Consider the following 22,268-nt stretch of genomic DNA (forward strand, 5'->3'; position numbering starts at 1 on the left):
GCAACCAACGCCACATTGGGGCGCTTCAAGCCGGGGCGGGCGGGCGGCGGCGGAGAAGGGTGGTGTGAGGGGAAGGCTGGGCGTGGGAAACACCGCGGCCCCAGTCCGAATCGGACTGGGGCCGCGGTGTTTGCCTACGGGGCTAGATCACGCGCCACCGGAGAGCTTCTCGCGCAGAGCCGCGAGCTGCTCGTCGCTGGCCAGCGTGCCGCCGCTCTTGGCCTCGGCCGGAGCGGAGGTGTAGCTCTGCTCGCCGCCGTCGCTGGAGCTGGTGCTGCTGGTGACCCCGGTCGCGGCGTCGGCCGCCGCTTCCGCGTCGGCCTCGGCGGCCTTGACGACCTGCTTCATGTGGGCCTCGTAACGGGTGTGCGCCTCGGCGTACTGGCGCTCCCACTCCTCACGCTGCTTGTCGAAGCCGTCCTGCCACTCCTGGGTGTCCGGGTCGAAGCCTTCGGGGTAGATGTAGTTGCCCTCGGCGTCGTACTCGGCGGCCATGCCGTACTGGGTCGGGTCGAACTCGGTCTCGGCGGTGACGCCCTCGTTCGCCTGCTTCAGCGACAGCGAGATGCGACGACGCTCGAGGTCGATGTCGATGACCTTGACCATCACGTCGCCGTTGACCTGGACGACCTGCTCCGGGATCTCCACGTGGCGCTCGGCCAGCTCGGAGATGTGCACCAGGCCCTCGATGCCCTCCTCGACACGCACGAACGCGCCGAACGGGACGAGCTTGGTGACCTTGCCCGGCACGATCTGGCCGATCGCGTGGGTGCGGGCGAACTGGCGCCACGGGTCTTCCTGGGTCGCCTTCAGCGACAGGGACACGCGCTCGCGGTCCATGTCGACGTCGAGGACCTCGACCGTGACCTCCTGGCCGACCTCGACGACCTCGGACGGGTGGTCGATGTGCTTCCAGGACAGCTCGGAGACGTGCACCAGGCCGTCGACGCCGCCCAGGTCCACGAAGGCACCGAAGTTGACGATGGACGACACGACGCCCTTGCGGACCTGGCCCTTGGCGAGCGCGTTGAGGAACTCGCTGCGCACCTCGGACTGGGTCTGCTCCAGGTAGGCGCGGCGGGACAGGACCACGTTGTTGCGGTTCTTGTCCAGCTCGATGATCTTCGCCTCGAGCTCGCGGCCGACGTACGGCTGCAGGTCGCGCACCCGGCGCATCTCGACCAGCGACGCGGGCAGGAAGCCGCGCAGGCCGATGTCCAGGATGAGGCCGCCCTTGACGACCTCGATGACGGTGCCCTTGACGGGCTCGTCCTTCTCCTTGAGCTCCTCGATCGTGCCCCAGGCGCGCTCGTACTGCGCGCGCTTCTTGGACAGGATCAGGCGGCCTTCCTTGTCCTCCTTCTGGAGAACCAGGGCTTCGACCTCATCGCCGACGGTGACAACCTCAGCCGGGTCGACATCGTGCTTGATGGAGAGCTCACGCGAGGGGATGACACCCTCGGTCTTGTAGCCGATGTCGAGCAGGACCTCGTCGCGGTCGACCTTGACGATGGTGCCTTCGACGATGTCCCCATCGTTGAAGTACTTGATCGTCTTGTCGATCGCAGCGAGGAAGTCTTCCTCCGACCCGATGTCGTTGATGGCGACCTGGGGGGCGCCGGACGGCGCGGTCGGGGCGGTGGCGATGTCGGTGGTCATTAGGCGGGTTGCTCCGGTGGATGGGATCGTAGGGTTTGCAGTTGGCGGCGCAGCGAGCGGTGAGAACGAGGCATGCAACGACCGTCAGACAAGCAAACGTCCACCAGTGAACGACCGCGGCATGATCCGCAAACGGTGCGCGGCCCCGGCAGGTGATGAACCCAGGCAGCGCGAACCCACTGCGCTAACACTTATCGTACGCGGGCCACGGTAGGGGACACAATCAGGGTCTCCTCCCCGGCCGGTACCCTCGCCGCAACGCCGGACCCCGGCCCCACATTCCCCGAAGGACCAGCATGCCCGAGCCCGCAGCGGTGCCCGAACAGGTGCCGGCGGCGGTGGCCGCGGCGGTGCCCGAGGAGGACCGCCACGAGCACGCCGAGCAGCAGCTCGGCACCACCGGCGTCGCCTACCGGGCGGTCGGCGGCGCCGAGGCCGCGGCCGCGAACCTCGCCTGGTGGGACGCCGACGCCGACGACTACCAGGCCGCCCACGGCGACTTCCTCGGCGACGCCGACTTCGTCTGGTGCCCCGAGGGCGTGCGCGAGGCCGAGGCGCACCTGCTCGGCGACGTCCGCGGCAAGCGGGTGCTCGAGGTCGGCTGCGGCCAGGCCGCCTGCTCGCGCTGGCTCGCCTCGGCAGGCGCGGCCGCCGTCGCCACCGACCTGTCCGCGGGGATGCTGCGCCACGCCCGCGAGGGCAACGAGCGCACCGGCGTCGCGGTCCCGCTCGTGCAGGCCAACGCCGAGGTGCTGCCGTTCGCCTCCGGCAGCTTCGACGCGGCCTGCTCGGCGTTCGGCGCGCTGCCCTTCGTCCCCTCGGTCGAGACGGTCTTCGCGGAGGTCCGGCGGGTGCTGCGGCCGGGCTCGCCGTGGGTCTTCTCGGTGACTCACCCGATGCGGTGGATCTTCCCGGACGACCCGGGCCCGCAGGGGCTGACCGTCACGCAGCCCTACTTCGACCGCACGCCGTACCTCGAAGTGGACGAAGCCGGCGAAGCCACGTACGTCGAATACCACCGGACCCTCGGCGATTACGTGCGCGCGCTGGCCGCGACCGGGTTCACGCTGGAGGACCTGCTGGAGCCGGAGTGGCCGGCGGGCCACACCCGCACCTGGGGCCAGTGGAGCCCGTTGCGCGGCAAGCTCTTCCCGGGCACGGCAATCTTCCGGACCCGCCTCGCCTGACCCGCGGCTACGCTCCGTCCTCGTGGCCGCCACCGAGGGTATGACCCGCTTCTCCGCGCTCGACCCGATGCTGCCGCCGCCCGCACCGCCCGCACTCGGCGACCGGATCGACGTCGCGACGGCGGACGGCGTGCGGGTGACCGGCGGGGTCCAGCGCCACCGGCACGGGCCCGGCGACCCGCCGCTGCTGTGGTCCGCGGCCGAGGTCTGGCAGCTCTTCCCCGACGCGGACACCGCCGGCACCGAGGGTTTCGACCTGCTGCTGGGCGCGCTGCGGTCCCGTTTGGACACCGAGGCGCCGGCCGCCGACTCGGCCTGCGTGGTCAACTGGCCGAGCCGCGACGCCGAGGCGATCCGCGCCTTCCTCGACCACGGGCTCGCGCCGCTCTCCGCGCTCGCGGTGCGGACCGAGGGCCCGCCCCCGCCGCCGGTTCCGGGCGACGCCGTGATCCGCCTGGCCGGCCCGGCCGACTTCGACGCCGTGCTGGCGCTCTGCACCGCGACGTTCGACTACACCGGGCTCGTCGCGCACCGGCGGCGGGAGCAGACCGCCGAGCTGCTCGCGCCCGCCCTGCGCCACACGCTCGACGAGCCTCTGACCTGGCTGGCCGAAGCCGAAGGCGAGCCGGTGGCCCTCGCCCAGTGCGCGTGGGTCGACTCGGGCGAGGGCGCCGAGGCGGCGGAGCTGCTGCCACCCGGGCGCTGGGGTTACGTGAACAACCTGGTGACCGTGGCCGGGCACCGCGGCTCCGGCGTCGGCCGGGCGCTGATGGCGCACGTCCACCGGGAGCTGCTCGGCGGCGGCGCCACCGCCACGTACCTCTACTACAACCCGACCAACCCGCTCTCGTCGGTGTTCTGGCACCGCCAGGGCTATCGTCCACTGTGGACGTCCTGGGAGGCGCACCCGGCGTCCGCGCTCCGCTGACCGCCCCAATGTGGCGTTCGGTGCGTTCAACGCAACCAACGCCACTGGGTGCGTTCAGCGCAACCAACGCCGCATTGGGGCGCATGGCCCGTCACCCGGTGGTGTGACGTGCACCCACCCGGGTTGCCGCCCGTCGGCCTGGGGGTCTAGCTTTTTGAACTGACCGGTCAGTTCAAAAGAGGCAGGAGCTCCCCCGTGCAGGTACGAGCCGACCGGGTGTCCTTGACGGGCGCCCACGGCATTCTGTTGCCGCCCACCTCGCTGACCGCCGAGGAGGGCTGCGTGACACTCGTCCACGGCGAGCCCGGCGTCGGCGTCACCGCCCTCGGCCTCGCGCTCGCGGGCCGGGTCAAGCCGACCACCGGCACGGTGACCACCGATGCCGGCGGGGACCTTCGCGACCTGGTGGCGGTCGTCGACGCGCGCGAGGTGAGCGAGCCCGACGAGGCGCTCACCCTGCGCGTGGTCGCCGGTGAAGAGCTGGCGCTGGCCCACCGCCCGGCCGGCAAGGAGGACGTCGCGCGCTGGCTCGCCGCGCACGACGCCGCGCCGTTCGCGAACAGCCGCTTCGAGAACCTCGAGCCCGCGCTGCGGACCCGGCTGCTGGCCGCGCTGGCTGCCGAGCGCCGGGGCATCCGCGTGCTCGTGCTCGTCACCCCCGACCGGCACACCAGCGACGTCGAGTCGTGGGCCTCGGTCGCGCGGGAGCACGCCGAACGCGGCCTGGCCGTGGTCGTGCTCGCCGCGACCACGCCGGTCTCCGCCCTCCCCTACCCGCCGGCCCTGATCGGGTCGGCCGACCAGCCCGAACCGGTGCGGCTGCTCGTGAGCACCGAAGGAGACGACGAGGCATGACCACCCCCGAGGACCAGGGCGGCGGCAAGCGGGCCGGCGGGCTGAACGCGTTCCGCATCGCCCTCAACGAACTGCGCCGGCTGTCCGCCGGCACCCTGCCGAAGCTGGCGATGGCCGCGCTCGTGCTCGTGCCGCTGCTGTACGCGTCGTTCTACCTGTACGCGAACTACGACCCGTACGGCCGGCTCGACAAGCTGCCCGCCGCCGTCTACACCACCGACGCCGGGGCCAAGGACTCCAGCGGCGCGGAGCGCAACATCGGCCGCGAGGTGACCGACGAGCTGACCAAGTCCGGCACCTTCCAGTGGCACGAAGTGTCCGAAAAGGACGCCAACGACGGCGTGCGCGACGACAAGTACTCCTTCGCCATCGGCATCCCGCGCGACTTCTCCGCCGCGCTGCTGTCCTCGGGCAACTTCACCCCGCAGCAGGCCACGATCACGCTGTCCACCAACGACTCCAACAACTACCTGGCCGGCACCATCGCCAAGCAGGTGGCCGACCAGGTGCGCAAGACCATCCAGGAGAAGGTGGGCAGCGAGGCCGCCGACCGGTTCCTGGTCGGGTTCTCCACCATCTACGGCAAGATCTCCGACGCCACGGGCGGCGCGCAGCAGCTCGCCGACGGCGCGGCGAAGCTGCAGACCGGGCAGCACCAGCTCGCCGACGGCGCGAGCCAGCTGGCCACCGGGTCCGGCACCCTGGCCACCGGGCTGAGCACGCTGAAGTCGAGCACCGCGCAGCTGCCTAGCCAGACCCAGCAGCTCGCGTCCGGCGCCGGGCAGGTCGCCGACGGCAACCAGAAGGTGGCCGACGCCGCCTCGCTGGCCGCCTCCGCGTCGTCCGGCATCCAGAGCCAGCTCGACAGCTACCGCGCCCAGCTGAGCACCGACCTGCACAACGCCGGGCTCACCGACGCGCAGGCGAACGCGATCCTGGACCGGGCCGACCAGCTGCGCTCCCCCGTCGACCAGGCGAACACCAAGATCCAGGCGGCGAACGGCGATCTGGCGAAGCTCGCGAGCGGCGCGCGCCAGGTTTCGGACGGCGCGCAGCAGCTCGCCGCCGCCTCGCCGCAGCTGACCAGTGGCATCGCGCAGGCCTCCGACGGCGCGAACCAGCTGCGCGACGGCGCGGCGAAGCTGAATGACGGGGAGAAGACCGCCGTCACCGGCACCGACCAGCTCGCCAGCGGCGCCGCGCAGCTGCGTGACGGGCTCGCGGCCGGGCTCAAGCAGATCCCGAACCCGGACGACCCGACCCGCACGGCCACGGCCAACACGATCGCCGACCCGGTGGCGGTGACCTCCAACGGCGTCGCGTCCGCGGGCACCTACGGCGCCGGGCTGGCCCCGTTCTTCATCTCGCTGGCGACCTGGATCGGCGCGTTCGTGCTGTTCCTGCTGATCCGGCCGCTGTCCACGCGGGCGCTGACCGCGGGCGCGTCGCCGCTGCGGGTGGCCCTCGGCGGCTGGCTGTCCTCGGCCGTGCTCGGCATCGCGCAGGTGATCGTGCTGTTCGCCGCGGTGACCTGGCTTGTCGGCATCCACATCGCGCATCCGTTGGGCGCCATCGGTTTCGCGATACTGGTATCGCTGGCGTTCACTTCGGTGGTGCACGCGCTGAACGCGTTCTTCGGCGCCGTGGGCAAGTTCCTCGGGCTGGTGCTGCTGGTGCTGCAGCTGGTCAGCGCGGGCGGCACGTTCCCGTGGCAGACGATCCCGGACGCGCTGTACCCGCTGCACGTGGTGCTGCCCATGGGCTACGCGATCGACGGCTTCCGCCACCTGCTCTACACCGGCGCCTCGCTGCAGATCCTCGGCGACATCGGGGTGCTGGCGGCCTACCTGGTGGGCGGGGTCCTGCTGTCCACGCTGGCGGCGCGCAAGCACCGCGTGTGGTCGGTCTCGGCGCTCAAGCCCGAGCTGAGCCTGTAGCGCCCGCGCCGTGAGAGAAGCGACCAAGCAGAAGCTCTTCGAGGCGACCCTGCGGCTTTCCGCCAGCCGGGGCCTCGTCGGGCTGACCGTGGACGACATCGCCACCGAGGCCGGCGTCGCCAAGGGCACCGTGTACTACAACTTCGGGTCCAAGGACGGGCTGATCGACGGGCTGCTGCGCTACGGCGTGGACCTGGCGGCCGGGCGGCTGCGGGCGGCGGTCTCGGACGCCGACCCGCTGACCGTGATCGAGGCGCAGATCGATGTCACGCTCGCGTTCATCGCCGAGTACCCGGGGTTCTCGCAGATCCTGGTCAGCGAGCTGTGGCGGACGCCGGGCCAGTGGCACGACACGCTGGCGCTGCTGCGCGAGGAACTGATTTCGATCGTCAAGGACCAGCTCCAGCGCCTCGACGACGCCGGGCGGCTGCCCGCGGGCGTGGCCATCCCGACCGCCGCGGCCGGGCTGTTCGGCACCATGCTGGTGGTGGCGCTGGACTGGCAGGTCTTCCAGCCGGGCCGCACCCGCGACGAGGTTCGCGACGCGGTGATGGTGCTGGTGCGCGGCCTCGGCCGGGCCTGACCCGTGAGTGGCTGCGCCGGCCGGGACCGGCGCGGCCACTCACCACTGTCAGTGACAGTTGGCGCAGCAGCCGCAGCCCTTGCCGGTGCACGCGGAGCAGCACCCGTGCCGCATGACGACCTTGAACAGCCGTTTGATCATGTCCGTCCTCCGTTCGATCGACGCCGACGCATGTGACGCTAAGTGCCGCGGCGGCGACCGCGGTACCGCCGGGCGGGCGGGTGAGCGGGTGAATCACGCCGCGCGAGCACCGGGGGTTCACTGTCCACAAGGGACGTCCAGCCACTCGCCGCGCGGGACGGCCCGGCGGGTGTCCTCGAGCCGGCTCAGCAGGGTGTCCAGCTGCCCGGGGTCGTTCACGTACTCCAGGACCGCGCGGTAGAACGCGCCGGTCATGGCAGCGGGCATCAGGTCGGACGCATCGAAGCACACCTGTGAGGGCCCGGTCAGCGCCGCGGCCACTTTGCGCTTGACCGGGTCGCCGTAGGCCTCCGGGCCCACCTTCGCGCTGGCCGAGAACGCGCTGGCCGAGGCGATGCCCGGCCAGATCCGCTGCGCCGCGGGCGTGACCAGGAACTGCATCAGCCGCCGGGACTGCGGGGTGTCGTGGAACATCCCGGCCAGGTCCGCCGAAACCACCGAGACGGGCGGACCGGGGAAGCGGAAGAAGTCGTAGTCGGTGCCCGGGCGCGGGGCCTGCCCGGTCCCGGTGCGCATGGCCTGGTAGCTGCTCATCACGAACGAGCCCTCGTGCTCCATCAGGCAGCCCGGCGGACTGGCGAACAGCGGGCGGCCCGCGTCGCCGAAGTCGGTGAGCAGCGCGGCCGTGGCGCCGCCGTCGATCCCGCCCGGGTGGACCACCAGCGCGCCCCAGTCCAGCCACGCCTGGCGGACCTGCGGCGAGGTCCACGGCAGCGTGCCCGCCGCCCACTGCCGGTAGACCGCCGGCCCGGCCGAGTGCAGCAGGATGTCCTCGATCCAGTCGGTGCCCGGCCAGCCCGAGACCGGCGGCGCGGACAGGCCGAGGCACCACGGCGCGGTGCCGCTCGCGCTCTGACGCTGGGCCAGGCTCAGCAGCTGCGGCCAGGTGGCCGGCTTCGCGCCGGGCAAAGCCGAGGGGTGGTACCAGATCTCGCTCTTCAGGTCGGCCTTCACCGCCACGGAGTACAGCTGCGGCTCCCCGACGCGTTGCAGGTTCACCCACTGCTTGCCGTAGAAGTCCTCGGCCTGCGGTTCCAGGAAGCCGAGCGGCTGCAGCTCGTGCCGCCGCACGTAATCGGCCAGCGAGCCGGGGCTCGGCAGCACCGCGACGTCCGGCGCCGTGCCGCGCTGCAGGTCGGCGGCCAGCACCTGGTCGAGCGCGCGGGTGCCCTGGTAGTCGATGGTGATGTGGGTTTCGTGCTCGAACGCCAGCAGCACCTGGTGGAACGCGTCGCCCTCGGCGCCGGTCCAGGACGCGAGCACGCTCACGCTGCCACCGTCCGAAGTGGACGAGCAGGCCGTGCTCACGCCGAGCAGGAAAACCGCGGCCAGCACGGCCAGCCGGTGCCGCAGCGGGGCTCTCGACGACCGCGAACTCATCGGATTTCTCATGCCTCGTACCGGTATTCGTCGATGCGCCGGTACAGCCCCCACACCACGAGGCCCGCGGCCAGCACCACGCCGACCGGCACCAGCACCGGCAGCCCGCCGGACTCGGTGGCCGAAGCCGCCTGCGCGGTCACGGCCTTGACCGCCGCGGCCACCCGGTCCGTGGTGTCCGGCGCGGCGGAGACCGGCCGGACGGCCGCCTCGAAATCGTCCACAGTGGACCCACAGCCGGCCGGGGCGCACTGCTGCCGCACCAGGTTCGCGAGCCCGGCCTGCCCGTTCGCGTCGGTGGCGGCCACCTCGGCCTGGCGGACGGCGAGCGCCTGGTCGACCCGGTCCCGCACGTCGTCGAGCCCGCCGGCCAGGCCGAGCGTGGCGGACAGCGCCACGACGACCCCGGCGGTGAGCACACTCGCGCCCAGCAGCAACGGGTTGAGCCGGCGGCGGAACCGGCTACGCAGGTACAGCTGGGTGAGCACCAGCAGGACCAGCAGCAGCACCGGCGGCAGCAGCCACAGCGGGAGCAGGCCCGCGCTCATGCCATCGCCGGCCAGCTGGCGGTCGAGGGCCGCGCGCTCCTGCGCCTGCAAGTCCGCCAGCTGCGCCAGCACCCCGCCCGGCGCGTGCAGCAGCCGCGAGGCGTACCAGAGGTCGGCGAGCCCGACGACCGCCGAGCCGGGCTGGCGGAAGTGCGCGTCGGCCTGGCCCATCGCGCTCGCATACGCGGTGACCAGGCCCGCGACGACCTGCGGGGTGCCGCCGGCGGACTCGTCCGCCTGGTTGAACTCCGCGACCTGCGCGAGGCTCTGGCTCGCCGCGGCCATCTCGTTCTCGTAGTCCTGCCCCGGCCCGGCGAGTTTCGCCTCGCCCGAAGCGAAACTGGACACGGCCGCGGCGTCGGCGGACACCAGCGCGTCCCGCGCCGCCGCGACCGCGAGGATCGCCTGGCTCGTCCGGTCCCGCACCAGCACGGCGGTGTCCACCACGCCGGTGACCGCGAGGTACGACGTGACCAGCGTCAGCACCGCGCACCCGAGCAGGGCAGCGCGCAGCCGGACCAGCGTCACCCGGGTCGTGGCCCTCACGCGGGGTCCCCCTCGGCCAGCGGTTCGCGGCAGGCCTCGCAGAAGGCGGCCGGCCGCGGCGTCCGCTCACCACAGGCCGGGCACTCCAGCGGCTCGCCGTCCGGCTGGGGTGCGGCTTTCGGGGTCTCGCCACCGAGGTGCGTGACGCGGGAGATGAGCAGGTTGAGCAGTTCGCTGCGGGTGACGTCGGGGCGCAGCAGGACGTCACCGGTGCCGGCGTCGACGACTTCGACGATCCGGCGCAGTCGCTTGAGGATCTCCTCGTTCCCGGTCTCGGTGGCGATCCGGATGGCCCGGCCCCAGGCGGCGCGCGCGCCCGCGTGGTCGCCGGCCGCGTAGGCGTCGCCGCCCTCGGTGAGCGCCTGGCCGAGTCCGTCCTGCACGGTGTACTGCAGCACCTTCGGATGGATGAGCGTGGGCGGCACCGGATCGTGCGTCCAGCGGCCGAGCACCGGCACGGGCGGGTTCCCGGCGCCGTCGACCTCGACCCAGGCCAGCTGCCGGTCGCGGTCGTAACTCGGCACCAGGTCCTGGTCGAGGTCCACCGCGAGCTGGTACTCGCGGGTCTCGGCCGCGCCCCAGGAACCCAGTGACAGCACCAATTCGCCCTCTTCGCCGGGCACGCAGCGCGAGGTGAGGTCGTAGTCGTGCGGGCGGACCTGCTTGACCGACCGCAGCCGGCTGTAGGCCATCGTGCCGATCCGCAGCCGGACCTCGGCCACCACCTTCGTCAGCGCGGCGTCGACCAGCGCGCGGAAATCGCCGGCCAGATCCTCGTCGCGCACCACCGAATCGACGCCGCCGCGCAGCACCGTGACGATCTCGGTCAGCTCGGCCGGCTCCCAGCCGTCGCCGATCCCCCGCGCGTCGCAGACGAACTCGCCCTCGCACGCGTCGAGCACCCGCTGCAGCTCTTCCCGAGACTGCGACTCGTTGCGGCCGTCGGTGAGCAGGATCGCGTGGCGGACGGCCTCGGGCGCGAGCGCGAACAGCTCCCGGGCCAGGGTGAGCCAGGCGCCCATCGCCGTGCCGCCCACCGCCGCGAGGCGCCCGACCGCCGCCGTGGCCGCACTGCGGGTCTCCGGCGACGCCGTGGCCAGCCAGGGCCCGTCCGGGTAGACCAGTTCGGCCCGCCCGGTGCCGCGGACGACGGCGAAGCGCGTGCCGTCCGGCAGCACCGAGACCGCCGCGGCCGCCGCCTTGCGCGCGGCGCCGATCTTCGTCGGCGGGTAGCGCATCGAGCTGGAGCAGTCGACCAGCAGCACCTCCGCCGCGCCCATGCCTGCCGAGGTGCTGCCGGCCGGTTCTGGCTCGCCGTGCGCCGACACGGTCACGATCGCCTGCATCTGCCGGTCCCCGGCCCCGAGGAACCGGTTCTGGTGGACCTCGACCTTCAGCCCCACAGCCATTTTTCGCCCCCTCGTGGTTTCGCCCGTTAGAACCAGGTGACCGGCCGGGTCGCGTTGGCCCGGTCGACCAGCACGTCGTGGTGGGCCGTGGTGCCGGCGTGCCGGCCGATCCGGCGGTAGGAGCCCTCGAGCAGCAGCCGCAGCCCGCGTGCGTCCGGCGCCTCCCCGAGCACCGGGCCGGGCGGCAGGCCGTGCCGTCCGGCGACCGCGCAGAGCAGCCCGGTCTCGCGGACCTCGGCCGTCAGCCGCTCGGCGGTGTCCTCGTCCAGCTCCAGCGCGGGCAGCCGTTCGACGGCCTCGGCGAGGTCGGCGGTGCCGGGCAGCCCGGCGCGGCCCGGCAGCACACCGGCGAGCACGCGGACGACCGCGATCCGCGCGGCCTCGTCGTGGCGCGAGTACTCCGGGACCTGATCGAGCAGCCGCACCGCGGCCGCGCGGTCACCGCGCTGCAGATGCCCGCGGGCCAGCGCGAACGCGGCGTTGACCTGAAGGCGGTCACGCACCCACAGCGCGTCGTGGAACGGCTCGGCGCGGGCCGGGCCCTCGAGGTGCTCGAGGCACAGGCCGAGGGCGAGCTTCGGCGTCTCTTCTCCGGGGATGTCGCGGTAGACCCGGTCGAACTTCGCCCGCGCTTCCGGGACGTCACCCGCGGCCAGCGCCACCAGGCCGCGGTACCAGGCGATCCGCCAGTCGTGCTCGGCCCGGGCGCCGAGCAGCCGCGCCGCCGCGGTGACGCAGGCGCCGGCTTGCGCGACTGCCCCGGCTGTCCTGTCCATTTCGGACAGTTCGAGCAGGGCGCGGCAGCGGCGCAGCTCCACCTCGACCGAGCGGCCGGACCGGTCCAGCTTTCTGAGCAGCCGCAAGGCATCCGGAGCGCGGACGGTGCGCAGGAAGGTGATCTCGGCGTCGTTCGGGTCCTCGCGCGGGACGGGCAGCCCCAGCGCGATCTCGCGCGGGGTGGGCAGCGCGTCGAGCGGCGCCGTGACCCCGTTCGTCCAGTGCTCCAGCGGACGGGCCTGGCCCAGCCCGGCGTCGAGCAGCACGGCGGGCTCGGTGAACAGGGTGGAGATGGCCGGGCGCGATTCCCGGTCGCGCAGCGAGAGGATCTCGTGGAGCACCCCGTCGAGCTGGACGAGCATCTCCTGCGCGGTGGCGAACCGGTGGTCGAACCCGCCGGTCGCGCGGTCCAGCACGTGGGTGAACGAGGTGACGCCGAAGGCGATCGAGCGGTCCTGCGGGCGCGGCCAGCCGTCGCTGGCGAGGAACAGGTCGCGCAGGGTCGCGCCGACGGTGTGCAGGTCCGACCGCACCGTGAGCCCGTGGTCGGCCAGCTCCGCGTCGCCGATCTGGAACCGCGGGTTGCCGACCACCGGGCTGGCCTGGTCGCCGATCTTGCGGATCGCGCCGAAGTCGATCAGCTTGATCCGCTTCTCGCCGTGGATCACGTTCTGCGGGCTCATGTCGCAGTAGAGCAGGCCCTGGGCGTGCAGGTAGTCCAGCGCGGTCAGGATCTCCCGGCCGTACGCCACCACGTGCTCCACGAGCAGCCGCCCCTCGGGGCCGTCGAGCGCCGCGCGGCCGCGCCGCATCACCTCCGACAGCGGCAGCCCGTCGACGAACTCCATCACGATGTAGCGGGCGTCCTCGCCGCCGTGCGGGTCGGGATGCGTGACGACGTCGTGGATCCGCACGATGTTCGGGTGCTCCAGCGCGGTGAGCACTTGGCTCTCGGTCTCCGCGATGCGCACGGCCGCCTCGTCGCTGGTGTTGATCAGGCCCTTGAGCGCGACGTACTGACCGAGCCGGGTGTCCGTGCCCAGGTAGACGAAACCGAGCCCGCCGCGGGCGATGCAGCCGTGCACCTGGTACCGGCCGTCCACCAGGTCGCCGGCGAAAAGCTTGGGAGAGAAGGAGAACGGGGTCCCGCAGACCCAGCAGAAGCCCTCCGCGCGGGCCGGCTCCCCATAGCGGGACCGCCCGACTTCGGCGCCGCAGTCGCGTTTTCCGCAGTGCCGCTCCTGCTCGCTCACGTGCGGTTCGACGATCACGCGGCCGGCCAGGTCGGGCAGCACGACCACGGGCAGCGGCACGTACTCGCCGCCGGTGCCGTGGCCCGCGGTCTGCTGCGCCCGGGTGACGACGGTGCCGGTGAGGCGGCTCGGGCGCTCCCCCGGCGCCGGGATGACCAGCGAAACGGGCCCGGCACCCGGTGTCGCGGCGGCAGGCTCGGGGTCGCCGGGCGCCCAGCCGCACTGGCGGCAGAACCCGGTGCGGCCGATGGTGCCGTCGCAGTCCTCGCGGGGGCAGCTCGTCACGCGGGCTCCCCCTCGTCCCGGCCGCAGATGGCGTCGCCGTACTCCTCGACCGCGGCCGTAGCCACGCGCAGGTCGCACCGGCCTTCGTAGAGCAGCTTCCAGGCCTTGGCGTACAAGGAATCCAGGAGCGGGTCTTCGACGAGCCCGAGCTTGCGGGCCTTGTCGCTGTAGCTGTCGAGCCGGAAGCGCAGGGCGGTGCGCTGCTCGATCAGGTCGTCCAGGCGCTCCTTCGCCGCGTTCCCGGCGGCGAGGTCCGCGGTGAGGCGTTGCTCGATCTCCCCGATGTGCCGCCCCGCCCACTCGACGTCGCCCTCGTCGGCCGCCGTGCGCAACTGGTTGACCAGGCCGCGGCGGCGCGCCACCAGGGCCGGCGGCTCCGGCTCGCCGTCGAAGCGCTCGCTGACCGCCACGGCGTGCTCCTCCAGCGCGGCCAGCTCCGTGACCGCGTTGTCCAGCAAGGAGATCCGGCTCGCGAGGCCGCCCGGCGGCACCGCGCTCAGCGAACGCAGCGTGGTCACCCCGGGCGAGGACTCGCGGCGGAAACCGAGCGCGAGCCGCAGGCCGAGCTGCCCTGCGCGGTCGGCCAGCGGCGCGATCACCTCGCCGACCAGCCGGTCCGGCTCCGCGGCATCGTCGATCGCGTTGACCACGACGGTCCGGACCGAATGCGGGACGGGACCACCGTGGTCCGGCGTGAGCGAAAGGCGTTCGGCGAGCCGGCGGCGGACCTCGTCGACGGACTTGCCCGCGGCGTCCACGGCGAGGTCGACGCTGCCCGAGGGCGGCACCGTCCCCTCGGGCACGGTGTCCCGCAGCGAGCCGGCGGCGGCCGCGCGCTCCCGGTCGGCCAGCACGACGCCGAGGTCGAGCGCCACGGCGCGGGCCGAGCCGCGCTCGCCGGTGACCACCACCCACACCGGCGGCCCCGAGCGGTTCGCCTTGTCGCCGAACCAGCCGGCCAGCTTCCGCGCGAACGCCAGGTCGTAGGCCACGACGTGCGGCGCGCTGCCGAAGCCGGTGCTGAAGGTCGGGTCGACCGCCGGGCTGCCGTCGCCCCAATCGCGCAGGCCGCCGAAGTACCCGAGCACCGTCTCGACCGGGATCATCCACGAGGCGAAGTCCCCGTCCGCGACGTAACGGCCGACCACCATGCCGACGACCCGGCCGCTGTCCTCGGCGAGCACCGCCGTGCCGCTGTACCCGGAGTCGATCGGGGGCGAGTCCGGCCGGCGGGCCAGCTGCACCCATTCGCCGGCAGGGCCGCCCTCCCCGGTCAGCGTGCCGCGGAACCACAGGCCGTCGTCCGCGCCGGGCGGGAAGCCGTACGCGCGGACGGGCAGGCCGTCGGGCAGCGGCATCCGGTGCAGCGGCGCGGGAAACACCCCGGGCTCCGGCTTCTCCAGTTTGAGGAGCGCGACGTCGCCGCGCTCGTCGGACCCGGCCGGCACCCAGCCGCCGTCCACCACCTTCGCTGTTCCGGTGGGGGCTTCGAGGATCCCGACGAAGTCCGCGGACAGCTCGGCCTCCGGGCCGCCCGCCTGCTCGACGACGTGGGCGCAGGTGAGCAGGTACCGCTCGTCGAGCATGGTGCCCGCCCCGTGGATCCGCCCGTGCCGATCGCGCAGCCGGACCCGCCAGCGTCTTCGCTCGGCCTGGTAACCCACGCCGGGGACCCTACGCCGGGCGATGGCGGCGCCGGGGCGGCTTCGGCGAAAGTGGACCATGCTGGAGCAATGGCCTCACCCGTTCGGCGCTGGGACATCACCCGGTTCGCCGAATTCCTGGACTACGGCTGAGGAATCGTCGAACGACGGGACCGGGACGCGGATTTCCCGCTGTCGTGTAACGGCATTCGGAGTGGTGCACGCGCCGATGCACGGTAAAGGTGTTGTGCGCCGGCCTTTCACCGCCCCCGGATCCCGGCGACCGCCTGGAGTTCCTTGCCCAGCAGCTCGGCCCCGTCCCCGAAGAACGCGTCGTCGAACTCCCGCGCGATCGCCGCGGCCCGCTCCGCGAGCACCCGCCCGTCCACACTGAGCGCGATCCGCATCGACCGCGCGTCGGACTCGTGCGCGGTCCGGCTGAGCAGACCGCGTTTTTCCAGCAGCCGCAACACTTTCGAGGTCATCATCCGATCGGCACCCGCCTGCTCCGCGACCTCCTGCTGAGTGGCGGGCCCGCCCCGGCGCTCGAGCCGGTCTGCCGCGGACAGCAGGAGGAACTGGGTCGGCGTGAGGCCGAGCGGCCGCAGCCGGAGGTCGAGCTGCGCCCGCCAGGTCAGCGCCGCCTGGTGCAGCCAGAACCCGGCCGGGGGCGCGGATTCCGGGGTGGATTCGGGGCCGGGCAAGGGTTCTTGGGGTGCCGCGGGTGCGGCGGGGTGGCCGGGTGCCGTGGCTGCGCCACGGTGGGCCGAAAGAGGGTCCGGCGCGGCGGCCTCGACGACCGCCAGAGGTGGCGCAGCGGCCTCGGCAGTCGCCGGGGGTCGCGCGGGGTTGGGTGGATCCGGGGCCGAGGTGGTGGCGGGTACGGAATCCGCAGTGAACAGGCGGTCGCAGGGGAGGTTCCTCAACGCGGTCGTGGCCGGTCCTTTCTCGTGGATAGTGTCCGAGATCTCGTACATCATGCGTTCCGATCGCCCGGACGGATGGCGGTCCGGGCAGGCAGCGGCGCCGCTCGGGTCGGGATGCCGCCAGGGTGCGGCGGCAGCACCGCCCAAGCGCGGTGACACTGGTGCAGTACCAGCGCTTCCCGGATGCGGCACCGGGTGTCCAGCCGTGGCAGCGCTGGGCGCCCGGGTGCCGAGCGCCGTGGTCAGCGGGCGGCCAGTGGCAGGTCGAAGCGGCCGAAGACCCAGGTGCCGGGGGCGTCGGGGTCGTTGCCGGCCCAGAATTCCGTCCAGTGCTCGGCGAATTCACCGGCGGACAGGTAGCCGTCGCCGTCGAGGTCGAGGATCGGGAAGATCTCGTCGGTGGGGGTGCCGGCGCCGTTCCAGGTTTCGATCAGGCGGCGGTATTCACTCTGGGAGATGCGGCCGTCGCCGTTCTCGTCGATCGCCCCGAACATCGCGCCGGCGGTGCTGGTGACGGCGTCCGGCATGTCGCCGAGCTGGTCGACGACGAGCAGGACCTCCTCGACGGTTACCTGGCCGTCCCGGTTGACGTCGGAGGCGGCGAGCAGGGTCGTCCACCAGCCCATCATGGTTTCCGACAGCCGCTCCGCCTCCGGTGAGCCGGCGTGCACCCCCCGCGCGGCGACCCACCTCGCGGCGAGCGCGGCGAAATCGGATTCGGTGAGGAATCCGTCCCCGTCGACGTCCATCGCGCGGAACACCGTGGTGATCTTGCGTCTCTGCAGTTCGCTCGCCATCGTCCGTCCCTTCCGGTCCCCCTTGGCCGGGGACCCGCCGGAGCACTCAGCGTTGTCCCGCACCAAGATCACCACTACCGGCAGGCGGGTTCGGCGGCGACACGGACCGGTGATTCCGGCGGTGACTGGATGTGTTCGCAAATTTTCGCCACCATTCGAAGCCGGCTGGTGACAACAAACCGCAGCAAGGCTCCCTCACCGTTACGGGTGAAGGAGCCTTGCTGCGGAAACACGGCCGAGCGCGGCCGCGAAAACGGGGCTAGTGGGCGGCTTCGTTCCAGGACCGGCCGTAGCCGACCGAAACCTCCAGCGGGACAGCCAAAGCGTAGGCCGAGCCCATGCCCTCGCGGACCAGATTCTCGACCTCGTCGCGCTCGCCTTCGGCGATTTCCAGCACCAGTTCGTCGTGGACCTGGAGCAGGACGCGGCTGCGCAGCTCCGCCTTCGCCAAGGCGCTGTGGACGTTCAGCATCGCGACCTTGATGATGTCCGCGGCGCTGCCCTGGATCGGCGCGTTCAGAGCCATCCGCTCGGCCATCTCGCGGCGCTGGCGGTTGTCGCTGTTGAGGTCCGGCAGGTAGCGGCGGCGGCCGAAGATCGTTTCGGTGTAACCGCTCTTCGCCGCTTCGCCGACGACCGACTGGAGGTAGTCGCGCACGCCGCCGAACCGGGCGAAGTACGCCTCCATCTGCGCTTTGGCGTCGTCGGTGGAAATCCGCAGCTGCTGCGAGAGCCCGTACGCCGAAAGCCCGTACGCCAGGCCGTACGACATGGCCTTCACCCGATAGCGCTGCTCCGCGGTGATTTCCTCGGCCGGCACCGAGAACGCCCGCGACGCGACGAACGTGTGCAGGTCCTCGCCGCTGTTGAACGCCTCGATCAGGCCCTCGTCCTTGGACAGGTGCGCCATGATCCGCATCTCGATCTGGCTGTAGTCCGCGGTCATCAGCTCCGCGTAGCCCTCGCCGACCACGAACGCGTCGCGGATTCGGCGGCCTTCCTCGGTCCGGACCGGGATGTTCTGCAGGTTCGGCTCCACCGAGGACAGCCGCCCGGTGGCCGCGATGGTCTGCTGCAGCGTGGTGTGGATGCGCCCGTCGTCGGCGACCGACTTGATCAGGCCCTCGACGGTGGTGCGCAGCCGGGTGGCGTCGCGGTGCTCCAGCATGTGCTGCAGGAACGGGTGCTCGGTCTTCTCGAACAGGCTCTGCAGCGCTTCGGCGTCGGTGGTGTAGCCGGTCTTGGTGCGCTTGGTCTTCGGCATGCCCAGCTCGTCGAACAGCACCACCTGCAGCTGCTTGGGCGAGCCCAGGTTGATCTGCTTGCCAATCACCTTGTACGCCTCGTCGGCGGCCTGGGTGACCCGGCTGAGGTAGTGCGCCTCCAGCTCGGTGAGCTGCTCGACGTCGACCGCGATGCCCGCGGCCTCCAGCTCGGTGATCACCTCGAGCAGCGGCAGCTCCAGCTCGGCCAGCAGCTTCGACCCGCCCAGCTCGTCCAGCTCCTTGCCGAGCGCGGCGGCCAGCTCGAAGACCGCGCGGGCCTTGACCAGCTCCTCCTGGATCTCCTTCTGCTCCAGCTCTTCCGCGCCGCCGTCGAGCAGCGACAGCTGGCCGTCGCCGTCGGCCGACTCGGACCGCAGCTCGCGGTGCAGGTAGCGCAACGCCAGGTCGTCCAGCTCGAAGGTGCGCTGGCCCGGCCGCACGAGGTACGCCGCGAGCGCGGTGTCCAGCACCAGCCCGGCGAGCGTCCAGCCGCGGGCGCGCACCGCGTGCAGCGGCACCTTCAGGTCGTGGCCGATCTTGTGCACGCCGGCGTCGGCGAGCCAGGCGGCCAGCGCCCGGTCGTCCGCCTCGTCCATGGCCGTGACGTCGAGGTACGCGCCCTCGCCGTCCGGCGTCGCGAAGGCGATCGCCCGCAGGTCGGAGCGGACCGAGCTGCCGGTCGTGCGGAAGGCCAGGGCCACCGGCTCGCCCGCGCCGGCGTGCGCGGTGAGCCATTCGGCCAGCCCGCCGGGCGCGAGCGCGGAGCCGGAGACCTCGAAGCCCTCCTCGGCCTCGGGCTCGGCACTGCTCAGCGTGGCGAAGAGCCGGTCCCGCAGGACGCGGAACTCCAGCTCGTCGAACAGCCGGTGCACCGCGTCGCGGTCCCACGGCTGCAGCTCCAGCGCCTCAGGCGCCTTGTCCAGCTCCACGTCGCGGACCAGCTCGGTGAGCTGCCGGTTCAGCGTGACCGACGACAGGTGCTCGCGCAGTGAGTCGCCCACCTTGCCCTTGACCTCGTCGATCCGGTCGATCAGCTCGTCGAGCGAGCCGAACTGGCGGATCCACTTGGCCGCGGTCTTCTCCCCCACCCCGGGGATGCCCGGCAGGTTGTCCGACGGGTCGCCGCGCAGCGCCGCGAAGTCCGGGTACTGCCGCGGCGTGAGGCCGTACTTCTCCTCCACCGCCTCGGGCGTGAAGCGGACCAGGTCCGACACGCCGCGCTTCGGGTACAGCACGGTGACGTGCTCGTTCACCAGCTGCAGCGCGTCGCGGTCGCCGGTGCAGATCAGCACGTCGAAGTCCTCGGCGCCGGCCTGCGTGGTGAGCGTGGCGATGATGTCGTCGGCCTCGAAGTTCTCCTTCGTCAGCGACGGGATGCCCAGCACCTCGAGCACCTCCTTGACCAGGTCCACCTGGCCGCGGAACTCGTCCGGCGTGGTGCTGCGGTTGGCCTTGTAGTCGGCGAACGCCTCCGACCGGAAGGTCTTGCGCGAGAGGTCGAACGCCACCGCCAGGTGGCTCGGCGCCTCGTCGCGCAGCAGGTTGATGAGCATCGAGGTGAACCCGAACACCGCGTTGGTGACCTGCCCGGTCTTGGTCTTGAAGTTCTCCGCGGGCAGGGCGAAGAAGGCACGGTAGGCCATGGAATGACCGTCGATGAGCAGCAGGCGGGGCCGCTCGGCCGTGCTGGTGTCGCCGGTGGCGTTGGCTACGGTTCGGTTCTCACTCGGGCTCACGGGAGCGAGTCTAAGGTGAGGGTCCGACACTCTTACGGGTCGCATAGGTTGAGGAGCAGCGCGTGACCGAGCAGGCCGGCGACATCAGGCTGGAGAGCTTTGCGGGCATCGACCCCGCGGCCGCCGGCCAGCAGCTGAACGACAAGATCGGGTTGAAGCTGCTCGAAGTCACCCCGCAGCGGGTGGTCGCCACCATCCCGGTCGAGGGCAACCTGCAGCCGTACGGGCTGCTGCACGGCGGGGCGAACGCGACCCTGGCCGAGTCGATCGGCTCGACCGTCGCGGCGCTGAACGCGGGACCGGACCGGGCCGCGATGGGCCTGGAGCTGTCCTGCACGCACCACCGGGCCGTCCGCTCGGGCACCGTCACCGGCGTCGCCACCCCGCTGCACGTGGGCCGCGGCACCATCACCGTCGAGATCGTGCTGACCGACGACGAGGGCCGGCGCACCTGCACCGCCCGGCTGACCTGCGTCGTGCGGGACAAGCCGCCGGGCGCCTGAGCCCGGTGGACCTCGACCTCGGGCAGGTCCGCGCGTTCGTGGTGACGGCCGAGCAGCGCCACTTCAGCCGGGCCGCCGAGGCGCTGTTCCTTACCCAGCAAGCACTGTCGAAGCGGATCCGCCGGCTGGAAGACACGCTGTCGGTGCGGCTGTTCGCGCGCACCAACCGCGCCGTGGAGTTGACCGCGGACGGCGAGCGCTTCCTGCCGCACGCCCGTGAGCTGGTGCGGGCGGCCGACGCGGCCGTCGCCGCGATGGGCGAGCGGCCGTTGCGGCTCGACCTCGTGGACAACCGGCTGTCCCCCATGTTCCTGCTGCGCCGGCTCGCCGAGCGCGATCCCGGGCTGCGCGTGGACCGCCGCACCGGGCACGGTTTCGCGCACGCGGTGGACCCGCTGGCGCGGGGCGAGCTGGACGTCGCGATCGGCCGCGTGACCGGCTTCGGCCGCGAGCTGCCCGCCGAGCTGGAGCACCGCGTCATCCGGCTGGAGCCGCTGGTGGCATTGCTCGCACCGGAGCACCCGCTGGCCGGGGCCGCCGTGCTGCGGCTGGCGGACCTGCGCGAGGAGGGCATCTGACTGCCCCAGCTCGGCGGCCCGGCCGAGTGGCTGTCCTACCTGCGGGAGCTGTGCGCGGCGTTCGACGTGCCGGTGGACGACTCCGGCGTCAGCTACGACCTGCGGCACACGCTGGAGCAGACGCGCTACGGCAAGCCACGGGTGACGTTGGCCGGGGCGGACATGGAGCTGGCGCCCGACCTGAACCTGCGGGTGCTGCCGTTCGAGCCCTCGCCGCTGTTCCCGTGGTCGCTGGTCTGGCGGCGCGGCCGTCCGGCGCCGGCGCTGCGGCGGCTGCTGGCGCTGGCCGGGCGGACCAGCCGCGAGGAGCAGTGGTGCGCCTACGATCCGGCGCGCGACTGGCTCCCCGCGGCCGACCTCGCCGCGTTCACCGAAGGTGCCGCGCGAACCACGTAGTGAAGGCCTCGTCGACGCGCCGCGCGTCGGCGTTCTGCGGCGCCGCCTCGATCCCGGGCGCCTCGGCGAGCTGGTGCCCCATGCCGTCGACGACCACCAGCTCCGCGCGTTCGCCCAGCTCGGCCCGGAGCGCGTCCGACGGCTCGCGGAACGCGATGTCGTCCTCCCCGCCGACCACCAGCAGCAGCGGCTGGGTCAGCTCGCCCGCGCGGCGCACGAAGTCCAGCCGGGCCGCGACCGCGCGCGAGGCTTCGGTCCAGGGGTAGGTGACGCCGTACAGCCGTTCGTTGCGCCCGATCACCGGGGTCAGCTGCGCCACCGGGCTGACCACCGCGCCGGCCGCGATGTCCAGCTCGCCGCGCGCCAGCACCTCCAGTGCCACGGCCGAGCCCGCCGAGCCGCCGAACACGCCGAGCGGACCGTCCACGATGGACAGACGGCGGCGCAGTTCCGCCACCGCGGCGGGGAATTCGGCGGCCGCCTGCTCGGTCACCGGCCCGTTGACGTTCAGCACCGCGTCCTCGCTCGCGAGCCGGAAGAACTCGTCGTACCCGCCGTCAGGCAGCCGCGCGCCGGTGAGCGGCAGGCCGAGGTACACGCGCCACGCGTCGAGGGCCGCCATCGGCACCGCGGCGGCCATCGCCTGCTCGCTCGCCGGCGGCTCCATCAGGTGCCAGCCGACGACCAGCGCGCCGGTCGCCGTCCCGCCGGCCGGCGGCAACGCCACGAACGGCACGCCCGCCGCCATGCCGTGGATCTGCTCCGTGGTGTCCATCTTGTCCTCCCAGGTGGTGTGTGCCTCCAGCAAACCGCCTGGCCAGGGGGTGCGTCCAACAGCCGTTTCGCCGCCGAGCACAACCAGCGGTTGTGATCGAG

At 72.6% G+C, this 22,268-nt stretch carries 16 protein-coding genes and 1 pseudogene; 7 read left to right on the top strand and 10 right to left on the bottom strand.

Annotation, left to right across the window (positions count from 1 at the left end):
• Positions 1-147: 147 nt before the first annotated feature.
• Positions 148-1,659: a 30S ribosomal protein S1 gene (gene rpsA / locus OG371_RS44560; protein WP_329063355.1), complete on the bottom strand. Its 1,512-nt coding sequence runs from the start codon at positions 1,657-1,659 to the stop codon at positions 148-150.
• Between the two features lie 296 nt (positions 1,660-1,955).
• On the opposite strand from rpsA, the gene OG371_RS44565 reads away from it, so the two are divergent.
• The 5 genes from OG371_RS44565 (at position 1,956) to OG371_RS44585 (ending at position 7,149) form a co-directional block, all read left to right on the top strand.
• Entirely contained in the window at positions 1,956-2,846 is an 891-nt protein-coding gene (locus OG371_RS44565; protein ID WP_329063357.1) for a class I SAM-dependent methyltransferase, read from the top strand.
• A 40-nt stretch (positions 2,847-2,886) separates the two neighbouring features.
• A complete protein-coding gene (locus OG371_RS44570; protein ID WP_329073430.1) occupies positions 2,887-3,774 on the top strand; it encodes a GNAT family N-acetyltransferase in 888 nt (295 codons plus the stop codon).
• Positions 3,775-3,969: 195 nt separating this feature from the next.
• The gene (locus tag OG371_RS44575; protein ID WP_329063358.1) at positions 3,970-4,629 is read left to right on the top strand and encodes an ABC transporter ATP-binding protein; all 660 of its coding nucleotides are present in this window, start codon (positions 3,970-3,972) and stop codon (positions 4,627-4,629) included.
• 41 nt (positions 4,630-4,670) lie between these two features.
• Positions 4,671-6,566 (top strand): YhgE/Pip domain-containing protein, encoded by a 1,896-nt coding sequence (locus OG371_RS44580; protein ID WP_329073431.1) that lies wholly within the window; start codon positions 4,671-4,673, stop codon positions 6,564-6,566.
• 10 nt (positions 6,567-6,576) lie between these two features.
• Entirely contained in the window at positions 6,577-7,149 is a 573-nt protein-coding gene (locus OG371_RS44585) for a TetR/AcrR family transcriptional regulator (protein WP_329063359.1), read from the top strand.
• Positions 7,150-7,407: 258 nt separating this feature from the next.
• On the opposite strand, the gene OG371_RS44590 is transcribed toward OG371_RS44585, so the two are convergent.
• From OG371_RS44590 to polA, 8 genes are all read right to left on the bottom strand, one after another.
• The gene (locus OG371_RS44590) at positions 7,408-8,730 is read right to left on the bottom strand and encodes an ABC transporter substrate-binding protein (RefSeq protein ID WP_329063360.1); all 1,323 of its coding nucleotides are present in this window, start codon (positions 8,728-8,730) and stop codon (positions 7,408-7,410) included.
• 8 nt (positions 8,731-8,738) lie between these two features.
• On the bottom strand, positions 8,739-9,824 hold the full coding sequence (locus tag OG371_RS44595) for a hypothetical protein (protein ID WP_329063362.1): 1,086 nt from the start codon (positions 9,822-9,824) through the stop codon (positions 8,739-8,741).
• Positions 9,821-11,233, bottom strand: coding sequence for a VWA domain-containing protein (locus OG371_RS44600; RefSeq protein WP_329063364.1), 1,413 nt, complete (start codon positions 11,231-11,233; stop codon positions 9,821-9,823). Before OG371_RS44600 ends, OG371_RS44595 begins: the two co-directional genes overlap by 4 nt.
• A gap of 26 nt (positions 11,234-11,259) precedes the next feature.
• Positions 11,260-13,548 (bottom strand): serine/threonine-protein kinase, encoded by a 2,289-nt coding sequence (locus OG371_RS44605; protein WP_329063366.1) that lies wholly within the window; start codon positions 13,546-13,548, stop codon positions 11,260-11,262.
• Positions 13,545-15,212 (bottom strand): serine protease, encoded by a 1,668-nt coding sequence (locus OG371_RS44610; RefSeq protein WP_329063368.1) that lies wholly within the window; start codon positions 15,210-15,212, stop codon positions 13,545-13,547. Before OG371_RS44610 ends, OG371_RS44605 begins: the two co-directional genes overlap by 4 nt.
• A 239-nt stretch (positions 15,213-15,451) precedes the next feature.
• Positions 15,452-15,895 carry a MarR family winged helix-turn-helix transcriptional regulator gene (locus OG371_RS44615; RefSeq protein WP_329063370.1) on the bottom strand — a complete coding sequence of 148 codons (444 nt, stop codon included), beginning with the start codon at positions 15,893-15,895 and terminating at the stop codon, positions 15,452-15,454.
• A gap of 464 nt (positions 15,896-16,359) precedes the next feature.
• Positions 16,360-16,914 carry an EF-hand domain-containing protein gene (locus OG371_RS44620; protein WP_329063372.1) on the bottom strand — a complete coding sequence of 185 codons (555 nt, stop codon included), beginning with the start codon at positions 16,912-16,914 and terminating at the stop codon, positions 16,360-16,362.
• A gap of 259 nt (positions 16,915-17,173) precedes the next feature.
• Positions 17,174-19,915 (bottom strand): DNA polymerase I, encoded by a 2,742-nt coding sequence (gene polA / locus OG371_RS44625; RefSeq protein WP_329063374.1) that lies wholly within the window; start codon positions 19,913-19,915, stop codon positions 17,174-17,176.
• 62 nt (positions 19,916-19,977) lie between these two features.
• Here polA and OG371_RS44630 point away from each other — a divergent pair, with 62 nt between their 5' ends.
• Both OG371_RS44630 and OG371_RS44635 read left to right on the top strand, forming a co-directional pair.
• The gene (locus OG371_RS44630) at positions 19,978-20,418 is read left to right on the top strand and encodes a PaaI family thioesterase (protein ID WP_329063376.1); all 441 of its coding nucleotides are present in this window, start codon (positions 19,978-19,980) and stop codon (positions 20,416-20,418) included.
• 5 nt (positions 20,419-20,423) lie between these two features.
• Positions 20,424-21,392 (top strand): annotated as a pseudogene (locus tag OG371_RS44635) (LysR family transcriptional regulator).
• Here the strand turns inward: OG371_RS44635 and OG371_RS44640 are convergent.
• Positions 21,364-22,167 carry an alpha/beta hydrolase family protein gene (locus OG371_RS44640; RefSeq protein WP_329063379.1) on the bottom strand — a complete coding sequence of 268 codons (804 nt, stop codon included), beginning with the start codon at positions 22,165-22,167 and terminating at the stop codon, positions 21,364-21,366. The pseudogene OG371_RS44635 and the gene OG371_RS44640 sit on opposite strands and share 29 nt — an antisense overlap.
• Positions 22,168-22,268: the final 101 nt, after the last annotated feature.

It is taken from the genome of Amycolatopsis sp. NBC_01480, from assembly GCF_036227205.1.
GTDB lineage: Bacteria > Actinomycetota > Actinomycetes > Mycobacteriales > Pseudonocardiaceae > Amycolatopsis.